This is a genomic window from Rhodococcus sp. NBC_00294 (assembly GCF_036163995.1).
GTDB lineage: Bacteria > Actinomycetota > Actinomycetes > Mycobacteriales > Mycobacteriaceae > Rhodococcoides.
This window is the reverse complement of sequence record NZ_CP108043.1, coordinates 3,661,836-3,682,814: the sequence shown is the minus strand read 5'-3', so window position 1 is coordinate 3,682,814 and position 20,979 is coordinate 3,661,836. Positions and strand designations below refer to the sequence as shown.

19 protein-coding genes are annotated in these 20,979 nt (G+C 69.1%); 6 read left to right on the top strand and 13 right to left on the bottom strand.

Going from position 1 to position 20,979, the window contains the following annotated elements:
- Position 1: 1 nt before the first annotated feature.
- Both OHB23_RS17160 and OHB23_RS17155 read right to left on the bottom strand, forming a co-directional pair.
- A complete protein-coding gene (locus OHB23_RS17160; RefSeq protein WP_056447659.1) occupies positions 2-991 on the bottom strand; it encodes an ABC transporter substrate-binding protein in 990 nt (329 codons plus the stop codon).
- Positions 992-1,183: 192 nt separating this feature from the next.
- Positions 1,184-2,200: an aldose epimerase family protein gene (locus OHB23_RS17155; protein WP_328809986.1), complete on the bottom strand. Its 1,017-nt coding sequence runs from the start codon at positions 2,198-2,200 to the stop codon at positions 1,184-1,186.
- 110 nt (positions 2,201-2,310) lie between these two features.
- On the opposite strand from OHB23_RS17155, the gene trpS reads away from it, so the two are divergent.
- On the top strand, positions 2,311-3,354 hold the full coding sequence (trpS, locus tag OHB23_RS17150; protein ID WP_056447663.1) for a tryptophan--tRNA ligase: 1,044 nt from the start codon (positions 2,311-2,313) through the stop codon (positions 3,352-3,354).
- A gap of 5 nt (positions 3,355-3,359) precedes the next feature.
- Positions 3,360-4,382: an inner membrane protein YhjD gene (gene yhjD, locus OHB23_RS17145; protein ID WP_328809985.1), complete on the top strand. Its 1,023-nt coding sequence runs from the start codon at positions 3,360-3,362 to the stop codon at positions 4,380-4,382.
- Between the two features lie 18 nt (positions 4,383-4,400).
- Here yhjD and OHB23_RS17140 read toward each other — a convergent pair whose 3' ends face one another.
- The 5 genes from OHB23_RS17140 to iolC all read right to left on the bottom strand — a co-directional run bounded on the left by OHB23_RS17140 (position 4,401) and on the right by iolC (position 10,630).
- On the bottom strand, positions 4,401-5,780 hold the full coding sequence (locus tag OHB23_RS17140) for a D-alanyl-D-alanine carboxypeptidase family protein (RefSeq protein ID WP_328809984.1): 1,380 nt from the start codon (positions 5,778-5,780) through the stop codon (positions 4,401-4,403).
- A gap of 69 nt (positions 5,781-5,849) precedes the next feature.
- Positions 5,850-7,802: a 3D-(3,5/4)-trihydroxycyclohexane-1,2-dione acylhydrolase (decyclizing) gene (iolD, locus tag OHB23_RS17135; protein WP_222638737.1), complete on the bottom strand. Its 1,953-nt coding sequence runs from the start codon at positions 7,800-7,802 to the stop codon at positions 5,850-5,852.
- Between the two features lie 2 nt (positions 7,803-7,804).
- Complete coding sequence (gene iolB / locus OHB23_RS17130) at positions 7,805-8,698, bottom strand: 5-deoxy-glucuronate isomerase (RefSeq protein WP_328809983.1); 894 nt, start codon at positions 8,696-8,698, stop codon at positions 7,805-7,807.
- Entirely contained in the window at positions 8,695-9,603 is a 909-nt protein-coding gene (locus OHB23_RS17125; protein WP_027503740.1) for a Cgl0159 family (beta/alpha)8-fold protein, read from the bottom strand. The genes iolB and OHB23_RS17125 overlap by 4 nt, the downstream gene beginning before the upstream one ends.
- Entirely contained in the window at positions 9,596-10,630 is a 1,035-nt protein-coding gene (gene iolC / locus OHB23_RS17120; RefSeq protein WP_051612912.1) for a 5-dehydro-2-deoxygluconokinase, read from the bottom strand. The genes OHB23_RS17125 and iolC overlap by 8 nt, the downstream gene beginning before the upstream one ends.
- Positions 10,631-10,803: 173 nt before the next feature.
- On the opposite strand from iolC, the gene OHB23_RS17115 reads away from it, so the two are divergent.
- Positions 10,804-11,541 (top strand): GntR family transcriptional regulator, encoded by a 738-nt coding sequence (locus OHB23_RS17115; RefSeq protein ID WP_027503738.1) that lies wholly within the window; start codon positions 10,804-10,806, stop codon positions 11,539-11,541.
- A 10-nt stretch (positions 11,542-11,551) separates the two neighbouring features.
- Here OHB23_RS17115 and OHB23_RS17110 read toward each other — a convergent pair whose 3' ends face one another.
- Together OHB23_RS17110 and OHB23_RS17105 are read right to left on the bottom strand one after the other, a co-directional pair.
- The gene (locus OHB23_RS17110) at positions 11,552-12,550 is read right to left on the bottom strand and encodes an ABC transporter substrate-binding protein (RefSeq protein ID WP_328809982.1); all 999 of its coding nucleotides are present in this window, start codon (positions 12,548-12,550) and stop codon (positions 11,552-11,554) included.
- Between the two features lie 82 nt (positions 12,551-12,632).
- Positions 12,633-13,652, bottom strand: coding sequence for a LacI family DNA-binding transcriptional regulator (locus tag OHB23_RS17105; RefSeq protein ID WP_328809981.1), 1,020 nt, complete (start codon positions 13,650-13,652; stop codon positions 12,633-12,635).
- A 173-nt stretch (positions 13,653-13,825) separates the two neighbouring features.
- Between OHB23_RS17105 and OHB23_RS17100 the strand changes: the two genes are divergently transcribed.
- The 3 genes from OHB23_RS17100 to OHB23_RS17090 all read left to right on the top strand — a co-directional run bounded on the left by OHB23_RS17100 (position 13,826) and on the right by OHB23_RS17090 (position 17,056).
- Positions 13,826-15,007 (top strand): Gfo/Idh/MocA family protein, encoded by a 1,182-nt coding sequence (locus OHB23_RS17100; protein WP_056447675.1) that lies wholly within the window; start codon positions 13,826-13,828, stop codon positions 15,005-15,007.
- A gap of 169 nt (positions 15,008-15,176) precedes the next feature.
- Complete coding sequence (locus tag OHB23_RS17095; protein ID WP_027503734.1) at positions 15,177-16,235, top strand: ABC transporter permease; 1,059 nt, start codon at positions 15,177-15,179, stop codon at positions 16,233-16,235.
- Between the two features lie 8 nt (positions 16,236-16,243).
- Positions 16,244-17,056: an ATP-binding cassette domain-containing protein gene (locus OHB23_RS17090; protein WP_027503733.1), complete on the top strand. Its 813-nt coding sequence runs from the start codon at positions 16,244-16,246 to the stop codon at positions 17,054-17,056.
- A 161-nt stretch (positions 17,057-17,217) separates the two neighbouring features.
- On the opposite strand, the gene OHB23_RS17085 is transcribed toward OHB23_RS17090, so the two are convergent.
- The 4 genes from OHB23_RS17085 to OHB23_RS17070 are packed head-to-tail and all read right to left on the bottom strand — an operon-like array spanning position 17,218 to position 20,910.
- Positions 17,218-18,201 carry a Gfo/Idh/MocA family protein gene (locus tag OHB23_RS17085; protein ID WP_328809979.1) on the bottom strand — a complete coding sequence of 328 codons (984 nt, stop codon included), beginning with the start codon at positions 18,199-18,201 and terminating at the stop codon, positions 17,218-17,220.
- Positions 18,198-19,094 (bottom strand): sugar phosphate isomerase/epimerase family protein, encoded by an 897-nt coding sequence (locus OHB23_RS17080; RefSeq protein ID WP_328809978.1) that lies wholly within the window; start codon positions 19,092-19,094, stop codon positions 18,198-18,200. The genes OHB23_RS17085 and OHB23_RS17080 overlap by 4 nt, the downstream gene beginning before the upstream one ends.
- Positions 19,091-20,131, bottom strand: a complete 1,041-nt coding sequence (locus tag OHB23_RS17075) for a Gfo/Idh/MocA family protein (protein WP_328809977.1) — start codon at positions 20,129-20,131, stop codon at positions 19,091-19,093. Before OHB23_RS17075 ends, OHB23_RS17080 begins: the two co-directional genes overlap by 4 nt.
- The gene (locus OHB23_RS17070; protein ID WP_328809976.1) at positions 20,131-20,910 is read right to left on the bottom strand and encodes an SDR family oxidoreductase; all 780 of its coding nucleotides are present in this window, start codon (positions 20,908-20,910) and stop codon (positions 20,131-20,133) included. Before OHB23_RS17070 ends, OHB23_RS17075 begins: the two co-directional genes overlap by 1 nt.
- Positions 20,911-20,979 lie beyond the last annotated feature (69 nt).

The following is a 20,979-nucleotide window of genomic DNA, read 5'->3' as shown; positions in this document are numbered from 1 at the left end:
GTCAGTACTGGCGGTCGGCGAGCACGGAGGCGGCCTGCTCGCGGGTGAACGTGGTCTCCTCGGTGACCACGCGCTTGGGTACCTCTTCGCCGGCGACGACCTTCTTCGTCAGGTCCATCAGTTGCGGTCCGAGCAGCGGGTTGCACTCGACGATGTAGTCGATCTTGCCGTCGGCCAGCGCCTGCATGCCGTCCTTGACCGCGTCGACGGTGATGATCTTGATGTCCTTGCCGGGGACGAGGCCGGCCGCCTCGATGGCCTCGATGGCGCCGAGGCCCATGTCGTCGTTGTGGGCGTAGACCACGTCGATGGCCTTGTCGGAGTTCAGGAACGACTCCATGACCTGCTTGCCGCCGTCGCGGGTGAAGTCACCGGTCTGGGACTTGGAGATGGCGATGGTCGGTTGTGCGGCGATGGCCTCGCGGAAGCCCTCGGCGCGATCGATGGCCGGTGCGGCACCCGTCGTGCCCTCGAGCTCGACCACGTTGATGCGTCCGTCGGCGTTGACGTCCGACGTCGCGCTGTTCTCGACGAGCCAGTCGCCGGCCTTGACGCCCTCGGCGACGAAGTCGGATCCGAGGAACGTGGCGTACAGCGACTCGTCCGTCGTGTCGACCGAGCGGTCGGTGAGGATCACGGGGATGTTCGCGCGCTTCGCTTCCTGCAGCACCGGCTCCCAGCCCGTCTCGACGACGGGGCTGAAGGCGATCACGTCCACCTTCTGCTGGATGTAGGTGCGGATGGCCTTGATCTGGTTCTCCTGCTTCTGCTGCGCGTCGGAGAACTTGAGATCGATTCCGGCCTCGCTCGCCGCGCCCTGGATCGACGTGGTGTTGGCGGTGCGCCAGCCGCTCTCGGCTCCGACCTGCGAGAACCCCAGAACGGTCCCGCCTCCGCCGCTCGCGGAGTCGCCTCCGCCGCCGCAGGCACTCAGGATCAGCGCACTGCTCACCAGGAACGTGCTCGCTGCAACGACTCTCTTCGACGTCATCGTGGTCTCCTCTGTAGGCATCACGCCGTGTGACGCGTGACACAGAGTGTGAGCGTTAACATCTCTCCGCGTCAAGAGGTTCGCGAACATTGCCGAAACGTGATGTGAACGCTCACATCAGTGGCATGATGGGCCGGTCATGTCGCGGCAGGGCCGGACGACCACACCGCGGGAAGGCTGGAGGTGGGCCGACTATCGCGCGGCGAACCTGTACTCGATCACGCAGCGAGACGTCTCGCCCGGGCGCAGGACGGCCGACGGGAACGCCGACCGGTTCGGGCTGTCGGGGAAGAACTGGGGCTCGAGCGCGAGTCCGTCGCCCTGACGCAGCGCGGTACCGCGTCGGGACACGGTGCTGCCGTCGAGGAAGTTGCCGGTGTAGACCTGCAGCCCTGGCCGATTCGTCCACACCTCGAGCGTCGTGTCGCTGCGATGCGACGTGACACGCGCGGCGCGGCGCAACTCCCCGCCGTCCTCGGGTCCGTCGAGGACGAAGTTGTGGTCCACCCCTCGCGTGGCCGCCACATGAGGATCGTCGGACCGGACGACGTCGCCGATGCGGCGCGGGAGCCGCAGGTCGAGTGCCGTGCCGTCGACCGGGACGACACCGTTCGTGGGAATTCCCGCGGAGTCCACGGGCACGAACGAGGCCGCGTCCACCTGCAGTTCGAGGTCGTCGACACCGTGTCCGTCGAGATCGATGTAGGCATGGCTGGTCAGGTTCACCACTGTCGTACGTGAGGTCTGCGCGAGGTACTCGATGCGCATCGTGTCTCCCCGGACCGAGTAGACGGCGCGTGCCCGCACCTCGCCGGGGTAGCCCTGGTCGCCGTCGGGACTCACCAGGGACAGTTCCACCTCGTCAGCGGTGACCCGCTCCACCGTCCAGGTGCGGGAGTCGAAGCCGTCGACTCCGCCGTGCAGGTGGTTGTCGCCGTCGTTGCGCGACACCTCCACCCGCTCACCGTCGAGGTCGAATCGCCCGTGCGCGATGCGATTGGCGTAGCGCCCCACGGTCGCCCCGAGGTAGTCCGTGCCCGCGCGCAACTCGGCTTCGCCGGCGACGCCGACCGACACGTCGCGGCGCACACCGTCCCCGCCCGTGACGGTCAGGCGCAGCAGGGTCGCACCGTACGGCAGCACCTCCACCTCGATCCCCGGCGCCGAGCCGATGGTCACGGCGGTGTCGGACGTCCTGTCAGTGGTCATGGCGCAGACCCTACGACGGTCATGGCGCAGACCCTACGACGGTCATGGCGCAGACCCTGCGACGGTCATGGCGCAGACCCTGCGAGCAGAGGTGATTGAATCTGTAGATCATGACGACCGACACCGCGACCGACAGCGCAGGAGTCGCACCTCGGCACCGAGTGCTCTCCGGCATCCAGCCCACGGCGGATTCCTTCCACTTGGGCAACTACCTGGGCGCGGTGCGGCAATGGGTCGAACTGCAGGACGAGTACGACGCCTTCTACTTCATTCCGGACCTGCACGCCATCACGGTGCCGCAGGATCCGAAGGAGTTGCGCGCCCGGACTCGCCGCGCCGCAGCGCAGTTGCTGGCCGTCGGCATCGACCCCGCGCGCTCCACGCTGTTCGTGCAGTCCCATGTACCCGAACACGCCCAACTCGCGTGGGTTCTCAACTGCATCACCGGATTCGGCGAAGCCGGCCGCATGACGCAGTTCAAGGACAAGTCGGCACGCCAGGGCAGCGATCAGGCGAGTGTGGGCCTGTTCACCTACCCCGTGCTACAGGCCGCGGACATCCTGCTCTACCGCCCGCAGCGAGTGCCCGTTGGGGAGGACCAGCGTCAGCACCTCGAGCTGACCCGCGATCTCGCCCAACGCTTCAACTCGCGCTACAAGAAGACGTTCGTCGTGCCGGAGGCGCACATCGTCACCGGTATCGCGAAGATCTACGACCTGCAGGAGCCGACGGCGAAGATGAGCAAGTCCGGCTCCGGCGTGTCGGGCCGGATCGACATCCTGGACGACCCCGCCGTGTCGGCGAAGAAGATTCGCTCGGCGGTCACCGACAACGAGCGTGAGATCCGCTACGACACGGCGGAGAAGCCCGGTGTCAGCAATCTGCTCACCATCCAGTCCGCCCTCACCGGCACGCCCGTCGCGACGCTCGTCGAGGGATACGTCGGAAAGGGATACGGTGATCTCAAGAGCGACACCGCGGATGCGGTGTCGGCGTTCTCCGCCCCGGTGCGCACGGCGTTCACGGAGTACATGAACGACCCGGCCGAACTCGACCGGATTCTTCGGGACGGGGCCGAGCACGCACGCTCGATCGCGTCCAGGACGCTGGCACAGGTGTACGACAGGGTCGGATTCCTTCCACCGAAAGGCTGAGCGCCATGCCGGACTTCGCGGCGATCATCGAGGAACGTCGACGGCGGTGGCCGTGGTTCGATCACCTCGCGCGGGCCGGCTCGGTGTACCAGCAGCAGAAGGGCGACTACTACGCCGCGGGTATCACCTACTTCAGCGTTCTGGCCCTCTTCCCGCTGCTGATGGTCGCGTTCGCCGTGGTGGGCTTCGTTCTGGCCTCCCGGCCGGACCTGTTGACGGAACTGCAGTCCCAGATCGCCGAGAACGTTCCCGGGAGTTTCGCGGGCACCATCAACGAACTGGTCTCGAGTGCCATCGAGTCGCGCACCAGCGTGGGCATCATCGGTCTCCTGGGTGCGCTCTACGCAGGCCTCGGATGGACGGCCAATCTGCGGGAGGCGCTCACCGCGATGTGGGAGACGCCGCACGAGGCGGGCAGCTTCCTGGCCACCAAGGCCAAGGATCTCGGAGCGCTGCTCGGTCTGGGTCTGGCCCTGGTGATCTCGCTCGGCCTGTCGGCGGTGGCCAGCGGGTCGGTGGTCCCCGCACTCCTGAAGGCCGTCAATCTGGACGATGTTCCCGGTGTCGGCGTCGCCGTGCAGATCGCGTCGTTCGCCCTGGCGATCGCAGCGACGTGGGCACTGTTCGTGTGGGTCATCGCCCGGCTGCCCCGTGAGCCCGTGACCGTGCGCAGCGCGGCACGCGCCGCGCTGTTGGCGGCCGTGGTGTTCGAGATCTTCAAGCAGGTCGGCGCGGTCTACCTCGAGAGCGTCACGTCCGGTCCGGCCGGTGCCACGTTCGGACCGATCATCGGCATCCTCGTGTTCGCCTTCACGACGTCACGCTTCCTCTTGTTCTCGACGGCGTGGGCGGCGACGGCCACGGAGAACCTGTCCCTCGCGGCACCCGCCGTGCCCGACAGTGCGGTGATCGCACCGCAGGTGGTGGTCCGCGAAGGGGTCTCACCCGCCGGTGCGGCAGCTCTCGTCGGCGCCGGCGTGCTCACCGTGCTCGGCCTGGGAGGATGGCGCGGCCGGCGCCGACGCTGACGCTGACGTGCAGTGTGGTCAGGACCGTCTGCGGTGCAGCGTGCGCGCCCACAGGAGGAGCCCGATCACGACGATCAGACCCAGAACTCCCGCACCGACCCTGATCGCCACCTCGCTCTCGTCGTCCACTCCGGCATAGGCGCCGCCACTGCTCGCCTCGGTCCGCCGATCGGTCGGCGCGGTCGAGGCGGGGGTCGACGAGGTCGGCGCCGCCGCCGCGTCCGGGCTCCCGGTCACCAGGGTGCCCACCACCGTGTCGGCAGGCTGCGTGAAGCCGTAGTCGAGCAGGCGGGCGGCCTGCTCCCAGGGCCGGATGGGCAGCACGTCGGCATTCATGAGCGACACGGCCAACCGGCGGCCACCGCGTTCGGCCGCGCCGACGAAGGTCTGGCGTGCGTCGTCGGTGTAGCCGTTCTTGCCGCCCAGTGCATCCGGGTAGTTGAACAGCAGCGCATTGTCGCTGGCGAGGGTGAAGCCCGGCCGGTCCTCGTTGAGCGGCAGATCGGGGTTCACCGGCACGCCGGGCATGTCGGGCCGCGAGGGATTGTCCGGCTTCGACGCGTCCTTGGGATAGCCCGGGAACGGAACCGATTCGGTGGCAACGAGTTCCGCGAAGGTCGGATCATCCATCGCGGCCCGGAAGATGAGCGCCAGATCGTAGGGTGAGCAGGCCATGCCCGGTCCGTCGAGACCCGACGGCGACGCGGTGCGCGTGTCCAGGGCACCAAGCTCACTGGCCTTCGCGTTCATCTTCTCCACGGCGGTGTCGACGCCGCCGAGCTGGACGGCGAGGGCGTGCGCGGCATCGTTGCCCGACGCCATCACCAGCCCCTGCATCAGCTGGCGCACCGAGTACACGCCGCCGGTACCGATGCCCACCGCGCTGCCCTCGGCGGCCGCGTCCTCCGCGGTGGCCACCACGGTGCGATCGAGATCGAGCTCGTCGAGCGCGACGAGCGCCAGCAGGACCTTGATCGTGCTCGCCGGCCGGTACCGGCCGTGCGGATCCTTCGCCGCGATCACCGCGCCGGAGTCGAGATCGGTGAGCACCCATCCCGCCGCCGAGATGTCCGCGGGAAGAGCGGGCGCACCGGCCGCGGTGATCACACCGCACGCCGCCAGTTCCTCGCCGCCGACCGTCTCGGCCGGGACGGGTACGGGCTGCGGTTCCGCGTCGCCGGGAGCGGGGACCTCGGACGCATCGATGGCCGGTGGTGGCACGTCACGGTGGGGACAGGCGTCGGTGTCGGGCGTCCGGAACGGGGTGGACGTCGGAGGCGGTGCGGGCTGCGCCCCGGCGAGACTCGGAAGGAGTGCCGGCGTACCCACGAGCACGACCGCCGTCGCGATCGCCGCGGCTGTCCGTCGGCCGCGTCCGGTGCGGTCGTGAATGTTCATCACCGGTCACCCTAGGCGGCGCGCTCGCGCACGCCGCCCCGGGTGACCGGGTGTGTCCGGATCGAGAAGTCAGTCGGCGGACGGACGGAGGTACGGCCGCTGGACCTTCTTCCACGCCTCGTACGTCTCGTACGCCGTCTGCGTGCTCTCGAGCGTCGAAGTGGCGCTGACCGGGACGTCCCACCAGGACTCGCTGTCCGGCGCGGCGATCAGCGGATCGGTCTCGACGTGGATGACCGTGCAGCGGTCCGCCGCCTTGGCCACCTTGACGGCGTCGGCGAACTCGCCGGCGGTGTTCACGCGGATGACGTCGGCGCCGAGGCTCTGTGCGTTGGCCGCCAGATCGACGGGCAGCACACCGCCGTCGAGTCGACCGGACTCGGACCGATAGCGGTACGCGGTGCCGAAGCGCTGGGAGCCGAGCGACTCCGACAGTGATCCGATGGAGGCGAAGCCGTGGTTCTGCACCAGCACCAGGATGACCTTCACGCCCTCCTGGACCGCGGTGACCAGCTCGGTGGCCATCATGAGGTAGCTGCCGTCGCCGACCATGACGAAGACGTCGCGATCCGGTGCCGCCATCTTGACGCCGATGCCGCCGGCCACCTCGTAGCCCATGCAGGAGAACCCGTACTCGACGTGGTAGCCCTTGGCATCGCGTGTGCGCCAGAGCTTGTGAAGGTCTCCGGGCATCGAGCCGGCGGCGCACACGACGATGTCGCGTGGGTCGGACAGCGAGTTGGTGAGACCGATGACCTGGTTCTGGTTCATGCCGAGGTTGTCGTCGTCCACGGCGTAGACCGAGGCGACGGTGCGGTCCCACTCGGCGGCGAGTTCGGTGGCGCGCGCACGGTACTCGGCGCTCACCTCGTGGTCCGCGAGCGCGTCCGTCAGTGCTTCGAGTGCCTCCCGGGCGTCGGCGACCACGGAGAGACCGCCCTGCTTGACCGAGTCGATGGACGCGACGTTGATGTTGACGAACCGCACGTCGGGGTTGGAGAAGGCCGTGCGCGACGCGCTGGTGAAATCGCTGTAGCGCGTGCCGATCCCGATGACGACGTCGGCCTCGGTCGCGAGGGCGTTGGCGGCCGTGGTGCCGGTGGACCCGATCGCTCCGACCGACTGCGGGTGGTCGTACACGAGGGAGCCCTTGCCTGCCTGGCTCTGGCCGACGGGGATTCCGGTCTTCTCCGCGAACGACGCGAGCGCCTCGGTGGCACCGGAGTAGATGACGCCGCCGCCGGCGACGATCAGCGGCGCCTTCGCCGAGCGGATGATCTCGGCGGCGCGGGCGACGACGGACCGTTCGGGCAGCGGGCGGGCGACGTGCCAGGTGCGCGGCGCGAAGAACGACTCGGGCCAGTCGTGTGCCTCGGCCTGGACGTCCTGCGGGACGGCGACCGTGGCGGCGCCTGTCTCCACCGGGTCGGTGAGGACGCGCATGGCGCCGAGCAGAGCCGCGGGCAGTTGCTCGGCGCGCCACACTCGATCGAAGTAGCGCGAGAGCGGCTTGAACGCGTCGTTGACGGTGACGTCGCCGCTGGACGGGAGCTCGAGCTCCTGCAGCACCGGCGAGGAGGCGCGGGTGGCGAAGGTGTCCGCCGGGAGCAGCAGGACGGGCAACCGGTTGATGGTGGCCAACGCCGCGCCGGTGAGCATGTTGGTCGAGCCCGGTCCGACACTGGCGCTGACGGCCCAGGTCTGGAGACGGTCCTTCTGGCGGGCGAAGCCGACGGCGCTGTGCACCATGGCCTGCTCGTTGCGGCCGAGGACGTAGGGGAGCTCCGGCTCGGTGCCCGCCTCGACGGCGTCGATCTCGGCCTGCAGCAACGCCTGTCCGAGACCGGCGACGTTGCCGTGGCCGAAGATGCCGAAGCAGCCCGCGAAGAACTTGGTCCGGACCCCGTCACGCTCGACGTACTGGTTGGCGAGGAAGCGGACGATGGCCTGGGACACCGTGAGGTGCACCATCGGCTCGGCGTTCTCGGTCTTGCTCTGTGACATCGGTGCGGTGGACACCATCGTCAGGCTCCTTTTCCACGGTGCGCTGAGTCCAGCGGAGGTCGGGGGGTGAGGGGGAGGCGTGGATCGACGTCCTGGCCGTCCCACGTGCTGCGGATCCAGGTGTGGTCGGGATCGTCGACGATCTTCCAGGCGCGCTCGCTGCCCGGTCCGGCCATGACGTTGAGGTAGTACATGTGGTAGCCGGGCGCCGCGACGGACGGCCCGTGATACCCGTGCGGGACGAGGACGACGTCACCCGTGCGCACCTCTTCGAGCACCTCGATGGGACGCTCGGGTGTGCCGTACACGCGGTGGTATCCGAAACCGGCGGAACCGTCACGGCCACTGTCGATCTCGAAGTAGTAGATCTCCTCGAGTGCCGATTCGGTCTCGGTCTCCTCGTCGTGCTTGTGGCCGGGGTAGGACGACCAGTTGCCGCCGGGGGTGATGACCTCGCACGCGATGAGCGAGTCGGCCTCGAACGTGTCGGCGGTGCCGAAGTTGTGCACCTGCCGGCTGCAGTTGCCCGCGCCGCGCAGTTCGACGGTGACGTCGGCGGCGGGAACGTAGCGGAACGGCAGGGCCCGCGAGGCGCGTGCGCCGCACAACGCGAAACGTCCACCCTGCTCGCTGCGGAGGGTGTAGCTGCTGTCACGGCCGACGTACGCGAAGTCGGAGGGCCCGTCGAAGACCGACGCGCGCCCCGTCAGTGCGAACGACTCCTCGCCGCACGTGACGGTCGCGGATCCCTGCAGAGGGACCACCATGATCTCGTCGACGTCGGAGGAGAGATCGACGGACTCGCCGGGTGCGAGAAGCACTGTGCGCAGACTGGACTCGGTCCATCCCGCGCTCTCCGGGGTGACGGTGACTCCGGCACCGGGGACGGCGGGAATGTAGAACTCGCTGTTCACTCGTCCGCCCCGCCCCGCACCATGTCGACTGCGGTCGCCACCGCGGTGGCGACGTCGCCGTCCTTCGGGTAGAGCAGTGTGCGGCCCACGATGAGGCCGCGGACGGCGGGGATCTTCAGTGCGCGTGCCCAACTGGCGAAGGTCTCGTCGGGCGCGGTCTGCGGGTCGCCGCCGAGGAGCAGCGTCGGGAGCGTGGTGGCGTCCATGACGCGCTCCATCTCGTCGACCACGGGCAGCTTCATCCAGGTGTACGCCGACGAGGCGCCGAGGCCCTGGGCGATGTGGATGGACTTGATGACGGCGTCGGCACGCAGATCGTTGACCACCTTGCCGTCGCGGCGCGACGACAGGAACGGCTCGACCATGGCCATGAGGCCCTCGGCCGCGAGTTCGTCGATGGCCTGCGCGCAGGCGGTGAGGGTGCCGAGCGTGCCGGGATCGTCGAGGTCGATGCGGGTCAGCATCTTGGCGCCGTTCATCCGCGCCTTCGCGGTGGACGCCGCGGTCGCGCCGGTCATCCGGTCGTCGAGCTCGAACGACGCGCCGGCGAGTCCGCCGCGGTTCATCGAGGAGATGACGACCTTGTCGTCGAGGGCGCCGAGCAGGACGAGGTCGTCGAGAATCTCGGACGTGGCGAGGACACCGTCCACTCCCGGGTCGGCCAGCGCGGTACGCAGGCGGTCGAGCAGTTCGGTGCGACTGTTCATGGCCGTCGGGTTCGAGCCGACCGACAGGGCACCGCGGGCGGGGTGATCGGCGGCCACGATCATGAGCCGCCCGTCTCCGCGCACCGTCTCACGGGTGACGCGAGAGGCCCAGGCGCGGTCGATCGCGCCCGGGTCGTGCGCCCGGATCTCGGTGACGTCGGCGTACGTGGTGCAGGTCGCGGTGATGGTCTCAGACATGTGCTTCCTCGGAATCGGCGAGATCGGAACCCGGTGCGGTGACCGCGGACTCGGCGAGGGCGGCGACCTCGTCGGCGGTGGGCATGGCGGTGGAGCATTCGAGGCGCGACGCGACGATGGCGCCGGCCGCGTTGGCGTGGCGGAGGATCTTCTCGAGTGGCCAGCCGGACAGCAGTCCGTGGCACAGCGATCCACCGAAGCTGTCGCCGGCACCGAGTCCGTTGACGACGTCGACGAAGTTCGGTGGCACCTCCACGCGCTCGGTGCGCGTCTTGCCCAGTACGCCCTTGGGGCCCTGCTTGACGATCGCCAGTTCCACCCCCATGTCGAGCAGCGCGTCGGCGGCCCGGTCCGGCTCGGTCTCGCCGACGGCGACCTCGCACTCCTCGCGGTTGCCGACGGCCACCGTGACGTGTCGCAGTGCGCGCTGGACCTGCTCGGTCGCGGCGGCGGGGCTCTCCCAGAACATGGGCCGGTAGTCGAGGTCGAGCACCGTCAGCGGAGCGCGTCCACGCGCCTCCCAGGCGGTGAAGTGGGCACTGCGCGAAGGCTCCTCGGACAGACCGGTGACCGTCGACCAGTACAGAGCGGCGCTCCGGACGGCCTCGGTGTCGATGTCCTCGGGACGCACCTGCAGGTCCGGCGCGGTGGGCTTGCGGTAGAAGTACAGCGGGAAGTCGTCCGGCGGGAAGATCTCGCAGAACGTGACCGGGGTGGCGTACTGGCCGTCGACCACGACGTAGCGGTTGTCGACGCCGAGGCGGGCGAGCTCGGCGCGCACGAAGCGGCCGAACGGATCGTCGCCGGCGCCGGAGATCAGCGCGGTGCGGCGCCCGAGTCGCGCGGCGGCGACGGTGACGTTGGCGGCGCTGCCACCGAGGAACTTGCCGAACGTCTCGACGTCCTCGAGGCCCACACCGACCTGCAGGGGATAGATGTCGACTCCGCTGCGTCCGATGGCGAGCACGTCGAAACGTGCATCACCGGTGGGGCCGGTGTTGTTCACTGTGGTCAAGGTCTGCTCCATCGATACTCGGGGCGTGTGCGTGGGGGCCGGTATCACTGTGCTCCGCGCCACACCAACCTGTCAATAGTTTGTCCTGACATTCTAACTTGCCGTCATATTGCGCACGGTCACTTACACTCTGTTCTCGGGCAGCCCGCCCGCACACCCGCCTAGTTTCGGATCGGAGCTGGTACGTGAGTCAACCGCTCGCCGTGGAGCTCGACAGGTCGAGTCCCGTTCCGCTCTACTACCAACTCGCGCAGGCCATCGAGGGCGCGATCCTCGGCGGCAGTCTGGCCCCGGGTGACCGCTTCGAGAACGAGCTCGCCCTCGCGAAGCGCCTGAACCTGTCGAGGCCGACCACGCGTCGGGCCATCCAGGAACTGGTGGACAAGGGGCTGCTGGTGCGCAAGCGTGGCGTCGGCACACAGGTGGTGCAGAGCCCGGTGCATCGACCGGTGGAGCTCACCAGCCTCTTCGACGACCTGGCGCGCGCCGGCCAGGACCCGACGACGAAGTTGCTCGAGTACTCGGTCGGGCTGCCCACCGAGGACGTGGCGCGCGAGCTCAACATCGGGCCGGAGTCCGAGGTGGTCACCGTGCGGCGTCTGCGACTGACCAAGGGTGAACCGCTCGCGCTGATGATCAACTACATGCCCGTCGACGTGGCGCCGGAGCCCGCCGAGCTCGAGGCGCACGGCCTGTACCAGTCGCTTCGCACCAAGGGAGTCCACATCCGCCTCGCTCGCCAGCGCATCGGGGCGAAGGCGGCCGATCGCGACGAGGCGCACCTGCTGGACGAGAAGCCGAAGGCGCCGCTGCTCACCATGCACCGGACGGCGTTCGACGACTCCGGCAAGGTGGTCGAGTACGGGTCGCACGTGTACCGCGCGTCGCGGTACTACTTCGACACGACCCTCGTCGACCGCTGACCCGGAGGCGTCAGCCTGCGATCGACCGGAGTGTCGGCCGAACCTTCTCCAGCGCGTACGTCAGCGACGCCGGTGACGGTGTGTTCAGCGCGATGATGGTCGCGTAGTCCGTGATCAGCATGCCGCCCGAGCGCACCGAGGGTAGATCAGCCCAGCCGGGCAGTGCCTCGAGATCGGCGGCGGTACCGCCGTTCACGAGGATGATCACCAGGTCGGAGTTCAGGACGTCGACGCGTTCGGGCCCGACGACGAGCCGGTTGCCGGCCGTGGCGGGCAGGTCGACGGCCGGCAGCGTCATCCCCAGTTCCTGGTAGAACGCCGAGGCGCCGTCGTCGGGATCGGCCACCACGACGAGCTGCTGGGTGGCCGGGATGTACTGCGACAGCAGCGCCGTCCTCCCCGCCAGTCCGGGCAGCTCCGCGGCGGCATCGGCGAGGGCGGTCCGCGTCCGCGCGATCACCGCGTCGGCGTCGTCCTCGCGGCCGAGCGCCGTGCCCAGCGCGCGCGTCAGCGCGTCGTAGGGCGAGACCGTGTCGCCGATGACGGGAATGGTCGGGGCCAGTGCGGTCAACTGCTCGTACTGGGTCGGTGTCGACGCGGCGAAGTCGGCGAGGATGAGATCCGGTGCGTACGAAGCGATCTCCTCGATGGGGAGGACGCCCTCGACGGGGACGGGAATGAGCTGTACGTTCGCCGCCAGCTCCGACTGCCAGGGATAGCGGCCGTCCGGTGCCCCGGTCGTGTCCGAGGCGAAGGCCACCGGCTGCACCCCCAGGGCGAGCGCGGCGTCCACGGCCGGAGCGGTGAGGGCGACGATGCGCGGGTCGGACCCGAGTTCGGCGCGGTCGATCGCGGTGGAGCCCAGTGCGTGCTCGATGGTCACGGTGCCCGTCGGGGCGTCGCTGTCGGGCACCGCGTCGGACGCCTGATCACTGCTGCACCCGGCCGCCGTGAGGAGTGTCAGAACGGCGACGGCCGTGGCGAATCGTCGTGATGTCGTGCTGCGCATGCGGTACCCCTGCTGCTCGCGATGCCTCCGGAGACCGCGGAGGTAGGGGTACCCTAAGTCACCCGGGAGGCCGCGTGGGGAGCTACGTGTCGGCCGGCGGTGCCGTGCTTCCGCGCACCTGCAGTGTCGGCGCGATGAGGTCGAGGGTGCCGGCTGCCGTCGGACGAGCGATCCGGTCGATCACCGCCGCTGCGGCCCGGCGACCGACCGACGCGCTGGCGTTGTCCACCGACGTCAGGGAGACGTGGCGCAGTTGTGCGATGGAGGTGTTGTCGTATCCGACGATCGAGATGTCCTGCGGCACGGCCAGTCCCGCTTCCTGACAGGCCGTCATGACACCGACCGCGGCGATGTCGTTCACCGCGTACACGGCGGTCGGGCGGGGGGTGCGGGCGAGGAGTCTCCGGGCGGCGTCGTATCCGCCGTCCTCGGTGAGGTCGCACGCTTCGACGAGGCCGTCGGTGTCCAGACCGCGCGACGCCATCGCGGCGCGGTAGCTGTCGGCGCGCAGAGCGGACACGGCGCCGAACGACCCGGCCACGTGGGCGATCCGGCGGTGACCCAGTTCCGCGAGATGCGCCACCGCCAGCGCGGATCCCGCGGTGTCGTCGTTGGCCACGACGTCCGCGCGGGGGAGTTCGAGGTCGCGGCTCGCGACGATCACCGTAGGCATGGACGTCGCGGCATCGGCGACCAGGGGAGTGGGTGACCGGGTGCCGACCAGGACGAGCGCGTCGAGTCGCAGTTCGGTGAACTTGCGGACGACGGTGTCGTCTCCGCTCCGGTCGGCTCGACCGTCGCCGAGCATCATGGTCAGCCCGTGTGCCTCGAGCACCGGGGCCATGCCCTCGAGACAGTCCACGAACCACGGGTTGCGGAGGTCGTTGATGAGGACCCCGACGATGTCCGTCCGTTGCCGGGACAGGTTGCGGGCCGACAGGTTCGGCCGGTAGCCCAGCTCGTCGATGGCGGCGTGCACGGCCGTGCGCTTCTCGTCGCTGACGTTGGGGGAGTCGTGCAGGACCAGGGAGACGAGCGACTTGGACACGCCGGCGCGTTCGGCCACGGTGCGGATCGTGGGTGGCCGCTCGATGTTCGTCACGGCTCGCTCCGTCCGGTGAGGCGGCCCCGCCGAGTTGGACCGTGCCAAACGCAGCCTAGCGGGACGGACGCGGTGAACGAAAGAGCGTTGACAGCGCGATCGGGCGACGGGCAGACTGCGGACAGTCTTCTGTTTGGAACGGTCCAACAACCCCCCTCGTCTGGAGTGCACCCATGTCCGACCCTCGCCTCACCACTCTGCCTGTCGCCGTCGTCGGCTTCGGCTGGATGGGCCGCGTCCACACGCAGGCCTACAGCCGCGTGCGTCACCACTACCCCGCGCTCCGACCCCTGCCCGTTCTCGCGACCGTGGCCGACGAGGTGCCCGGCCGCGCCGCCGAGGCTGCCGAGCAGTTCGGCTTCGGCTCGTCCACCGAGTCGTGGCGCGACGTCGTGGCCGACCCGTCCATCGGTGCCGTGTCGGTGACGTCGCCGAACTTCCTGCACCGGGAGATGGGCGTCGCGGTGGCCGAGGCCGGGAAGCACCTCTGGATCGAGAAGCCCGTGGGACTGTCGGCGGACGATGCCCGCGCAGTGGCGATCGCCGCGGAGAAGGCAGGCGTGCAGACGGCAGTGGGCTTCAACTACCGCAATGCACCGGCCGTGGAGCAGGCGCGCGGCATCATCGCGTCCGGCGAACTGGGCGACGTGACACATGCACGCTTCCGGTTCTTCAGTGACTACGCGGCCCACCCGGACGGCGCACTGAGCTGGCGTTTCGAGCGTGAGCGTGGCGGTAGCGGCGTGCTCGGCGATCTGGCGTCCCACGGCGCGGATCTGATCTGGTACCTGCTCGGCGACATCGCCTCACTGGTGGCGGACACCGCCGTCTTCATCCCGCAGCGTGCCAAGCCGACGGGGGTGACCAGCGGCCACATGCGCGCCTCGGGCGGTGAGCAGGGCCCGGTGGAGAACGAGGACTTCGTGTCCGCGCAGCTGCGCATGGCGACCGGCGCCCGGTGTGTCCTCGAGGCCAGCCGCGTGGCGGTGGGTGACCAGAACTCCTACGGGTTCGAGATCCACGGGACCAAGGGCTCGGTCTCGTGGGACTTCCGTCGGATGGGGGAGCTGCAGCTGGGCCTGCGGGCGGCCGGCGAGGATCAGCCGCTGTATCAGGACCAGCCGCAGTCGACGCTCTTCGTCGGTCCGGGAGCGGGCGAGTACGGCGTCTTCCAGCCGGGGTCCGCGTCCGCGATGGGGTACGACGACCTGAAGGTGGTCGAGGCGGCGCGCTTCCTGCAGTCGATCGCCGAGAACGCCTCCGTCGGCGCGACCGTGCGGGATGCTGTCCGCAGCGCCTCGGTGCTGGACGCGATGACGGAGTCGGTGGAGTCGGGAAGGTGGGTCACGCTCTAGCGGGTATGTCCGGCTGCAGTCCTAATGTCCGAACAAAGTATTGACTTATGGCTGTGATGCGTATTACATCGACATCACACGGAACGTTCGCCGCTCGCCTCCCTCACGGGGTGTCATCCGAACGAATGCTCCGCCAGCGCAGAGAATCCCCCGTCAGGTAAGGAAGTCCATGTCCACTCAGGCAGATCTCGATCTCGCCACGCATACCGTCGTGACCGACGAGCGGGTGAAGAAGCAGAAGCCGTTCCAGCGTCTGCTGGTCCGTCCGGAGATCGGTGCCCTCTTCGGCGCCGTCATCATCTTCGTGTTCTTCGCCATCGTCGCCCCGCCGTTCCGGAGCCCCGAGGCCCTGGCCACCGTGCTGTACGCCTCGTCGACCATCGGCATCATGGCGTGCGGCGTGTCGGTCCTCATGATCGGCGGCGAGTTCGACCTGTCGACCGGTGTGGCGGTGACGTTCTCCTCGATCGCCGCGTCCATGCTGGCCTACAACCTCCACCTCAACGTGTGGATCGGCTCGGTCCTCGCCCTGGTGCTGGCACTGGGGGTGGGATTCCTCAACGGGTACCTGGTGATGAAGACGAAGATCCCGTCGTTCCTCATCACCCTGTCCTCGTTCCTGATGTTGACGGGCATCAACCTCGCGGTGACCAAGCTCGTCACCGGCCAGGTCGCGACGCAGTCCATCTCCGACATGGACGGGTTCGAGTCCGCGAAGAAGGTCTTCGCCTCGTCGTTCTCGGTCTTCGGTGTCTCGGTCCGCATCACCGTCCTGTGGTGGCTCGTCTTCACGCTCATCACCACCTACGTGCTGATGAAGACGCGCGTCGGCAACTGGATCTTCGCGGTCGGCGGCAACCAGGACTCGGCTCGCGCCATCGGTGTGCCGGTGACCAAGGTCAAGATCGGCATGTTCATGTTCGTCGGCTTCTGCGCCTGGTTCGTCGGCATGCACCTGCTCTTCGCCTTCAACACCGTCCAGTCCGGCCAGGGTGTCGGCAACGAGTTCCTCTACATCATCGCCGCGGTCATCGGTGGCTGCCTGCTCACCGGAGGTTTCGGTACCGCCATCGGTGCGGCCATCGGCGCCTTCATCTTCGGTATGACCAACCAGGGCATCGTCTACGCCGGCTGGAACCCGGACTGGTTCAAGTTCTTCCTCGGTGCGATGCTGCTCTTCGCCGTCATCGCCAACAACAGCTTCCGTTCCTACGCTGCGAAAAGGTGACACCTGACATGAGTGCAACCATCGAGACTCCCCTCGAATCGAACAGTGGCGGCAAGACCCCGCTGATCGAGCTGAAGAACGTCGGCAAGAGCTACGGCAACATCATCGCCCTCGGCGGGATCAACCTGCGCGTCGGCGCCGGCGAGGTCACCGGTGTGCTCGGCGACAACGGTGCCGGCAAGTCGACACTCATCAAGATCATGGCCGGCCTGCACCAGCAGACCGAGGGCCAGCTGCTCGTCGACGGCGAGGAGGTCAAGTTCTCCTCACCCAAGGACGCGCTCGACAAGGGCATCGCGACGGTCTACCAGGACCTCGCCGTCGTGTCCCTGATGCCGGTGTGGCGCAACTTCTTCCTGGGCCAGGAGCTCCGGAAGAAGGGTGTCTTCCGCACCCTCGACGCCGCCGCGATGCGCGCGACGACCAAGGAGGAACTCCACAAGATGGGCATCGACCTGCCCGACGTGGACGCCCCCATCGGCTCGCTCTCCGGCGGTCAGCGCCAGTGTGTGGCCATCGCCCGCGCCATCTTCTTCGGCGCCCGTGTCCTCATCCTCGACGAGCCGACCGCCGCGCTGGGCGTCAAGCAGTCCGGCATGGTGCTGCGCTACATCTCGGCAGCCAAGGAGCAGGGCTTCGGCGTCGTGTTCATCACGCACAACCCGCACCACGCGTACATGGTCGGTGACCACTTCGTGCTGCTCAACCGTGGCCGCCAGAAGCTCGACTGCTCCTACGACGAGATCAGCCTCGACGATCTCACCAAGGAGATGGCCGGCGGCGACGAGCTCGAGACGCTCACCCACGAACTGCGCCGCTGACGCTCGACTCCCGGGCCCCGCACCTCACACGAGGTGCGGGGCCCGTGTCGTGTCGGCACCCGGACCGCGCGCGCGAGTGCTCGTGAGCAGAACTGCACCGACGACGACGGCCCCGCACCCCGGGTTTTCGCCCAGGGGTGCGGGGCCGACGTTCTCGGGGGCTAGCGGAGAGGGAGACCTGCCGCCGCGTACGCGGCATCGACGAGCTCCATGGTGGCCACCGCGTCGTCGGCGTCGAGGGGGATCGGAGCGCCGCTCTGCACGTGCGCCGCGAAGGCCTCGAGCTGGTACTCGTACGACGGGCGGGTGCCGAGGTGCTCCACCGTCGTCCCCGACGCATCCGTGACGGAGACGCGGTCGTCGGTGTTCGGCTTGATGTGGTTGTGCGCGAACGCCGTTCCCTCGGAGAAGGTCAGCAGCACTGTGAACTCGTGCTCGGCGTGCTCCATCGAGTTCGTCACGGTGCCGGTGGCGCCGTCGGGGAACGCGAGTTCGATGGTCGACGTCGCGTCGACGCCGGGGTCACGTTCGGTGGCGACGGCGGAGACCACGCGGGGAGGCCCGCCGGCGACGTCGGCGAGCAGGCGGTGCATGTGGAGCCCGTAGCAGCCCAGGTCCATGACGGAACCGCCCGCGAGGTCGAGCGACCATCGCGGATCGTCGTCGGCGGGTGCGGGCATGGCCATGACGACCTCGACCCGCGTGAGGCGACCGAGGGTGCCGTTCGCGGCGATGTCCAGCAGCCGCCGCGTCACCGGGTGGAAAAGGTAGTGGAACCCCTCGACGATCACTGCGCCCGTCTCGCTAGCCACATCGCGCACTGCCCGCGCCTCGGCGGCGTTGCGCGCGAACGGCTTCTCCGTCAGGACGGCCTTGCCGGCGCGCAGTGCGCGCATGTTCCACTCGGCGTGCAGGGCGTTGGCGAGCGGGTTGTAGACGGCGTCCACCTCGGGATCGTCGATCACCGCGTCGTAGTCGTCGGCGACGCGCTCGACGCCGTACCGCTGTGCGAAGGCCTCGGCGCGGCCGCGATCGCGTGCCGCGACGACCACCAGTCGATGACCGAGCGCGTGAGCCGGTCCGATGATCGCCTGCTCCGCGATGCGCGACGCGCCGAGGACCCCGATGCGCAGAGGTGCCGTCACACCGCGGCCGTTCGGGCGGCGACGATGTCGTGGAGGTGCTGCACGCTGGCGACGACGTCCGTCACCGGGCCGCCCACCTCGCCCGGCTCCTCGGACAGGATGGTGTCCTGCTCGAGCACGAACCAGCCGGTGTATCCGGCGTCGAGGAGCGAGTCGACGACGCCGCCGATGCCCACGTCCCCGGTTCCGAGCGGCGTGTACATGCCGGCGCGGACCGCGTCGGTGTAGGTGAGCTCGCCGGCCCGGACCCGTGCTGCGAGGGCGGCGTCGACGTCCTTGAGGTGAGCGTGCGCGATGCGATCGGCCGCCGCGGTGGCCAGTTCGGCCGGATCGGTGCCGCCGATCATGAGGTGCCCGGTGTCCAGGCACAGCGGGATGGAGGAGCCGTCGAGCACGCGGTGCACCTCGTCGCGCTGCTCGATCATGGTGCCGACGTGGGGATGCACTACGGCGAGGATTCCCCGCTCGGCGGAGGCGGCGGCGAGACGATCGAGGTTGCGCAGCAACACGGTCCACTGATCGGCGGTGAGCGTCGGACGGGCGTCGTAGCCCTCCTGGCCGGTGGACGCGGCGAGGACGATGACGTCGGCGTTCGCGGCCACGAAGCCGTCGAGCAGCGAGGCGATGGTCGGCACCGGATCGTGCGACTCCTCGTGCAGCAGAACGGGAGCGAAGCCCCCGACGGAGGTGAGGTCGTGACCGGCGAGCACTGCGGCCAGGGATGCCGGATCGGCCGGGAGAAAGCCCTCGGGACCGTTCTCCGTCGCGGTGAGTCCGGCGCCGCGCATCTCTCGGAGCACGCGGTCGTTGTCCATCTGGTATCCCCAGCCGGGGACCTCGCAGACGCCCCACGAGATGGGTGCTCCGGCGATACGTACGGGTGCGGCGGTCATGAGCGGACCTCTTCCAGGGTGACGGGTGCGCCGCGGCGCAGGGATTCGGTGGCGGCCTCGGCGATCCAGGCGACCTCGAGGGCGTCCTGCGCGGTGCAGGGGGACGGGCGGGTGCCGGCGCAGACCTCCAGGAACGCGGACAGCTCGGCGCGGTAGGAGGCGGCGAACCGGTCCATGAAGAACCCGTGGGGCGTGTCCGACGGGAACAGCTCGCCGTTCGGGAAGAGCTGAGGCGCTTCCATGTTCCGGACCGGGGTGTGGGGATCCCAGCCGGCGACGACCGTGTCGTCCCGGCCGTGGACCTCGAGGCGGCAGTCGTAGCCGCGGCCGTTGTAGCGGGAGTTCGACACGACACCGACGGCGCCACCCTCGAACGTCAGGAGCACGGTGGCGGAGTCGACGTCGCCGGCGGCGGCGAACGCGGGATCGCCCTGGTTCGAGCCGGTGGCGAACACGGACACGACCTCGCGGCCGACGATCCAGCGCACGACGTCGAAGTCGTGGACGCTGCAGTCGCGGAAGATGCCGCCGGACTCCGCGATGTACGCCATCGGCGGGGGAGCGGGGTCGAGAGTGGTGGACCGCACGGTGTGCAGGAACCCGAGATCCCAACTGCGCACGGCACGTTCGGCGGCCGCGACGGCCGGATCGAACCGCCGGTTGAACCCGATCTGGACGGGCACGTCGGAGGTCGCGATGCCGTCGACCACGGCCTTGCTCTCGGTGGCGGTGAAGGCCAACGGCTTCTCGCAGAAGACGGGGATCCCGGCGTCCACCGCGGCCAGCAGCAGCGAGGCGTGCGCGGGCGTGGCCGCCGCGACGACGATGCCGTCCACGCCGGCGGTGAGCATCGCGTCGACCCCGTCGACCTTCTCCGCGCCGTACTTCGCGGCGACGGCGTCGGTGACCTCCGGCCGTCCGTCGGTGACCACGAGGCTCGAGACCCCGTCGAGTCCGGCGAGAGTCTCGGTGTGGAACGCACCGATGCGTCCCAGTCCGACGACTCCGATTCGCTGGTTCCGAACGTCGTTGCCCATCAGTCCTGCCCTCCTACTACCTGTTGATCCCATTCGATGACCGAGCCGGTGACGACGCCGCTGCGCGGCGACAGCAGGAACACCACCATGTCGGCGATCTCGTCGGGCTGTCCGAGCTTGCCCATCGGCATGCGCGCGGCCGCGTCGGCGGCCCAGTCGTCCGGCGCGTCGTGGAACGTCCTCTGCGTCACGGCTTCGCCCTCGGTCTCGGTCCAGCCGATGTCGAGTGCGTTGATGCGGATCCGGTCGAACCGGTGAGCGTGTGCCGCGTTCTTGGTCAGCCCCGACAGGCCGGCCTTCGCCGCCACGTACGGGGCGAGGTAGGACTGCCCGCCGCGGCCGCTCACGGAGCCGATGTTCACGATGGTGCCGGGAGCCGAGCGCGAGAGCATGTCGCGGACGGCGGCCTGCATGACGAAGAACGGTCCCCGCAGGTTGACGGCCATGTGCTGGTCGAACAGCTCGGGGGTGGTGTCGAGCAGTGACCCTCTGGAGGTGAGTCCGGCCGCGTTGCACACGGCATCGACGCGGCCGTAGTGCTCGACGGTGCGCTCGACGCTCGCGATCGCCTCGATGGGGTCGGCGATGTCGGCGCGCACGAAGGTCGCGTCGTGGCCGTCGGCGCGCAGCTCGCGTTCGAACGCGGTGCCCACCTCGTCACGTCGGCCGCTGAAGGCCACGCGTGCGCCCGCGGCGAGGCTCGCTCGCACGACGGCGGCGCCCACACCGGACGTGCCGCCGCTGACGAGAACGACGGTGTCGTCCAGAAGAGTGCCCACACCGGGAAGTCTTGCGGTCCCGGCGCCGGTGATCAACACTCTGAACGCATCAAAAACACCTCGAGAGGA

Bases quoted from the DNA above. Each gene is read 5' to 3' on its own strand.
- OHB23_RS17160 (WP_056447659.1), bottom strand. From the start codon at position 991: ATGACGTCGAAGAGAGTCGTTGCAGCGAGCACGTTCCTGGTGAGCAGT.
- OHB23_RS17155 (WP_328809986.1), bottom strand. From the start codon at position 2,200: ATGACCACTGACAGGACGTCCGACACCGCCGTGACCATCGGCTCGGCG.
- trpS (WP_056447663.1), top strand. From the start codon at position 2,311: ATGACGACCGACACCGCGACCGACAGCGCAGGAGTCGCACCTCGGCAC.
- yhjD (WP_328809985.1), top strand. From the start codon at position 3,360: ATGCCGGACTTCGCGGCGATCATCGAGGAACGTCGACGGCGGTGGCCG.
- OHB23_RS17140 (WP_328809984.1), bottom strand. From the start codon at position 5,780: ATGAACATTCACGACCGCACCGGACGCGGCCGACGGACAGCCGCGGCG.
- iolD (WP_222638737.1), bottom strand. From the start codon at position 7,802: ATGGTGTCCACCGCACCGATGTCACAGAGCAAGACCGAGAACGCCGAG.
- OHB23_RS17125 (WP_027503740.1), bottom strand. From the start codon at position 9,603: ATGTCTGAGACCATCACCGCGACCTGCACCACGTACGCCGACGTCACC.
- iolC (WP_051612912.1), bottom strand. From the start codon at position 10,630: ATGGAGCAGACCTTGACCACAGTGAACAACACCGGCCCCACCGGTGAT.
- OHB23_RS17110 (WP_328809982.1), bottom strand. From the start codon at position 12,550: ATGCGCAGCACGACATCACGACGATTCGCCACGGCCGTCGCCGTTCTG.
- OHB23_RS17100 (WP_056447675.1), top strand. From the start codon at position 13,826: ATGTCCGACCCTCGCCTCACCACTCTGCCTGTCGCCGTCGTCGGCTTC.
- OHB23_RS17095 (WP_027503734.1), top strand. From the start codon at position 15,177: ATGTCCACTCAGGCAGATCTCGATCTCGCCACGCATACCGTCGTGACC.
- OHB23_RS17090 (WP_027503733.1), top strand. From the start codon at position 16,244: ATGAGTGCAACCATCGAGACTCCCCTCGAATCGAACAGTGGCGGCAAG.
- OHB23_RS17080 (WP_328809978.1), bottom strand. From the start codon at position 19,094: ATGACCGCCGCACCCGTACGTATCGCCGGAGCACCCATCTCGTGGGGC.
- OHB23_RS17075 (WP_328809977.1), bottom strand. From the start codon at position 20,131: ATGGGCAACGACGTTCGGAACCAGCGAATCGGAGTCGTCGGACTGGGA.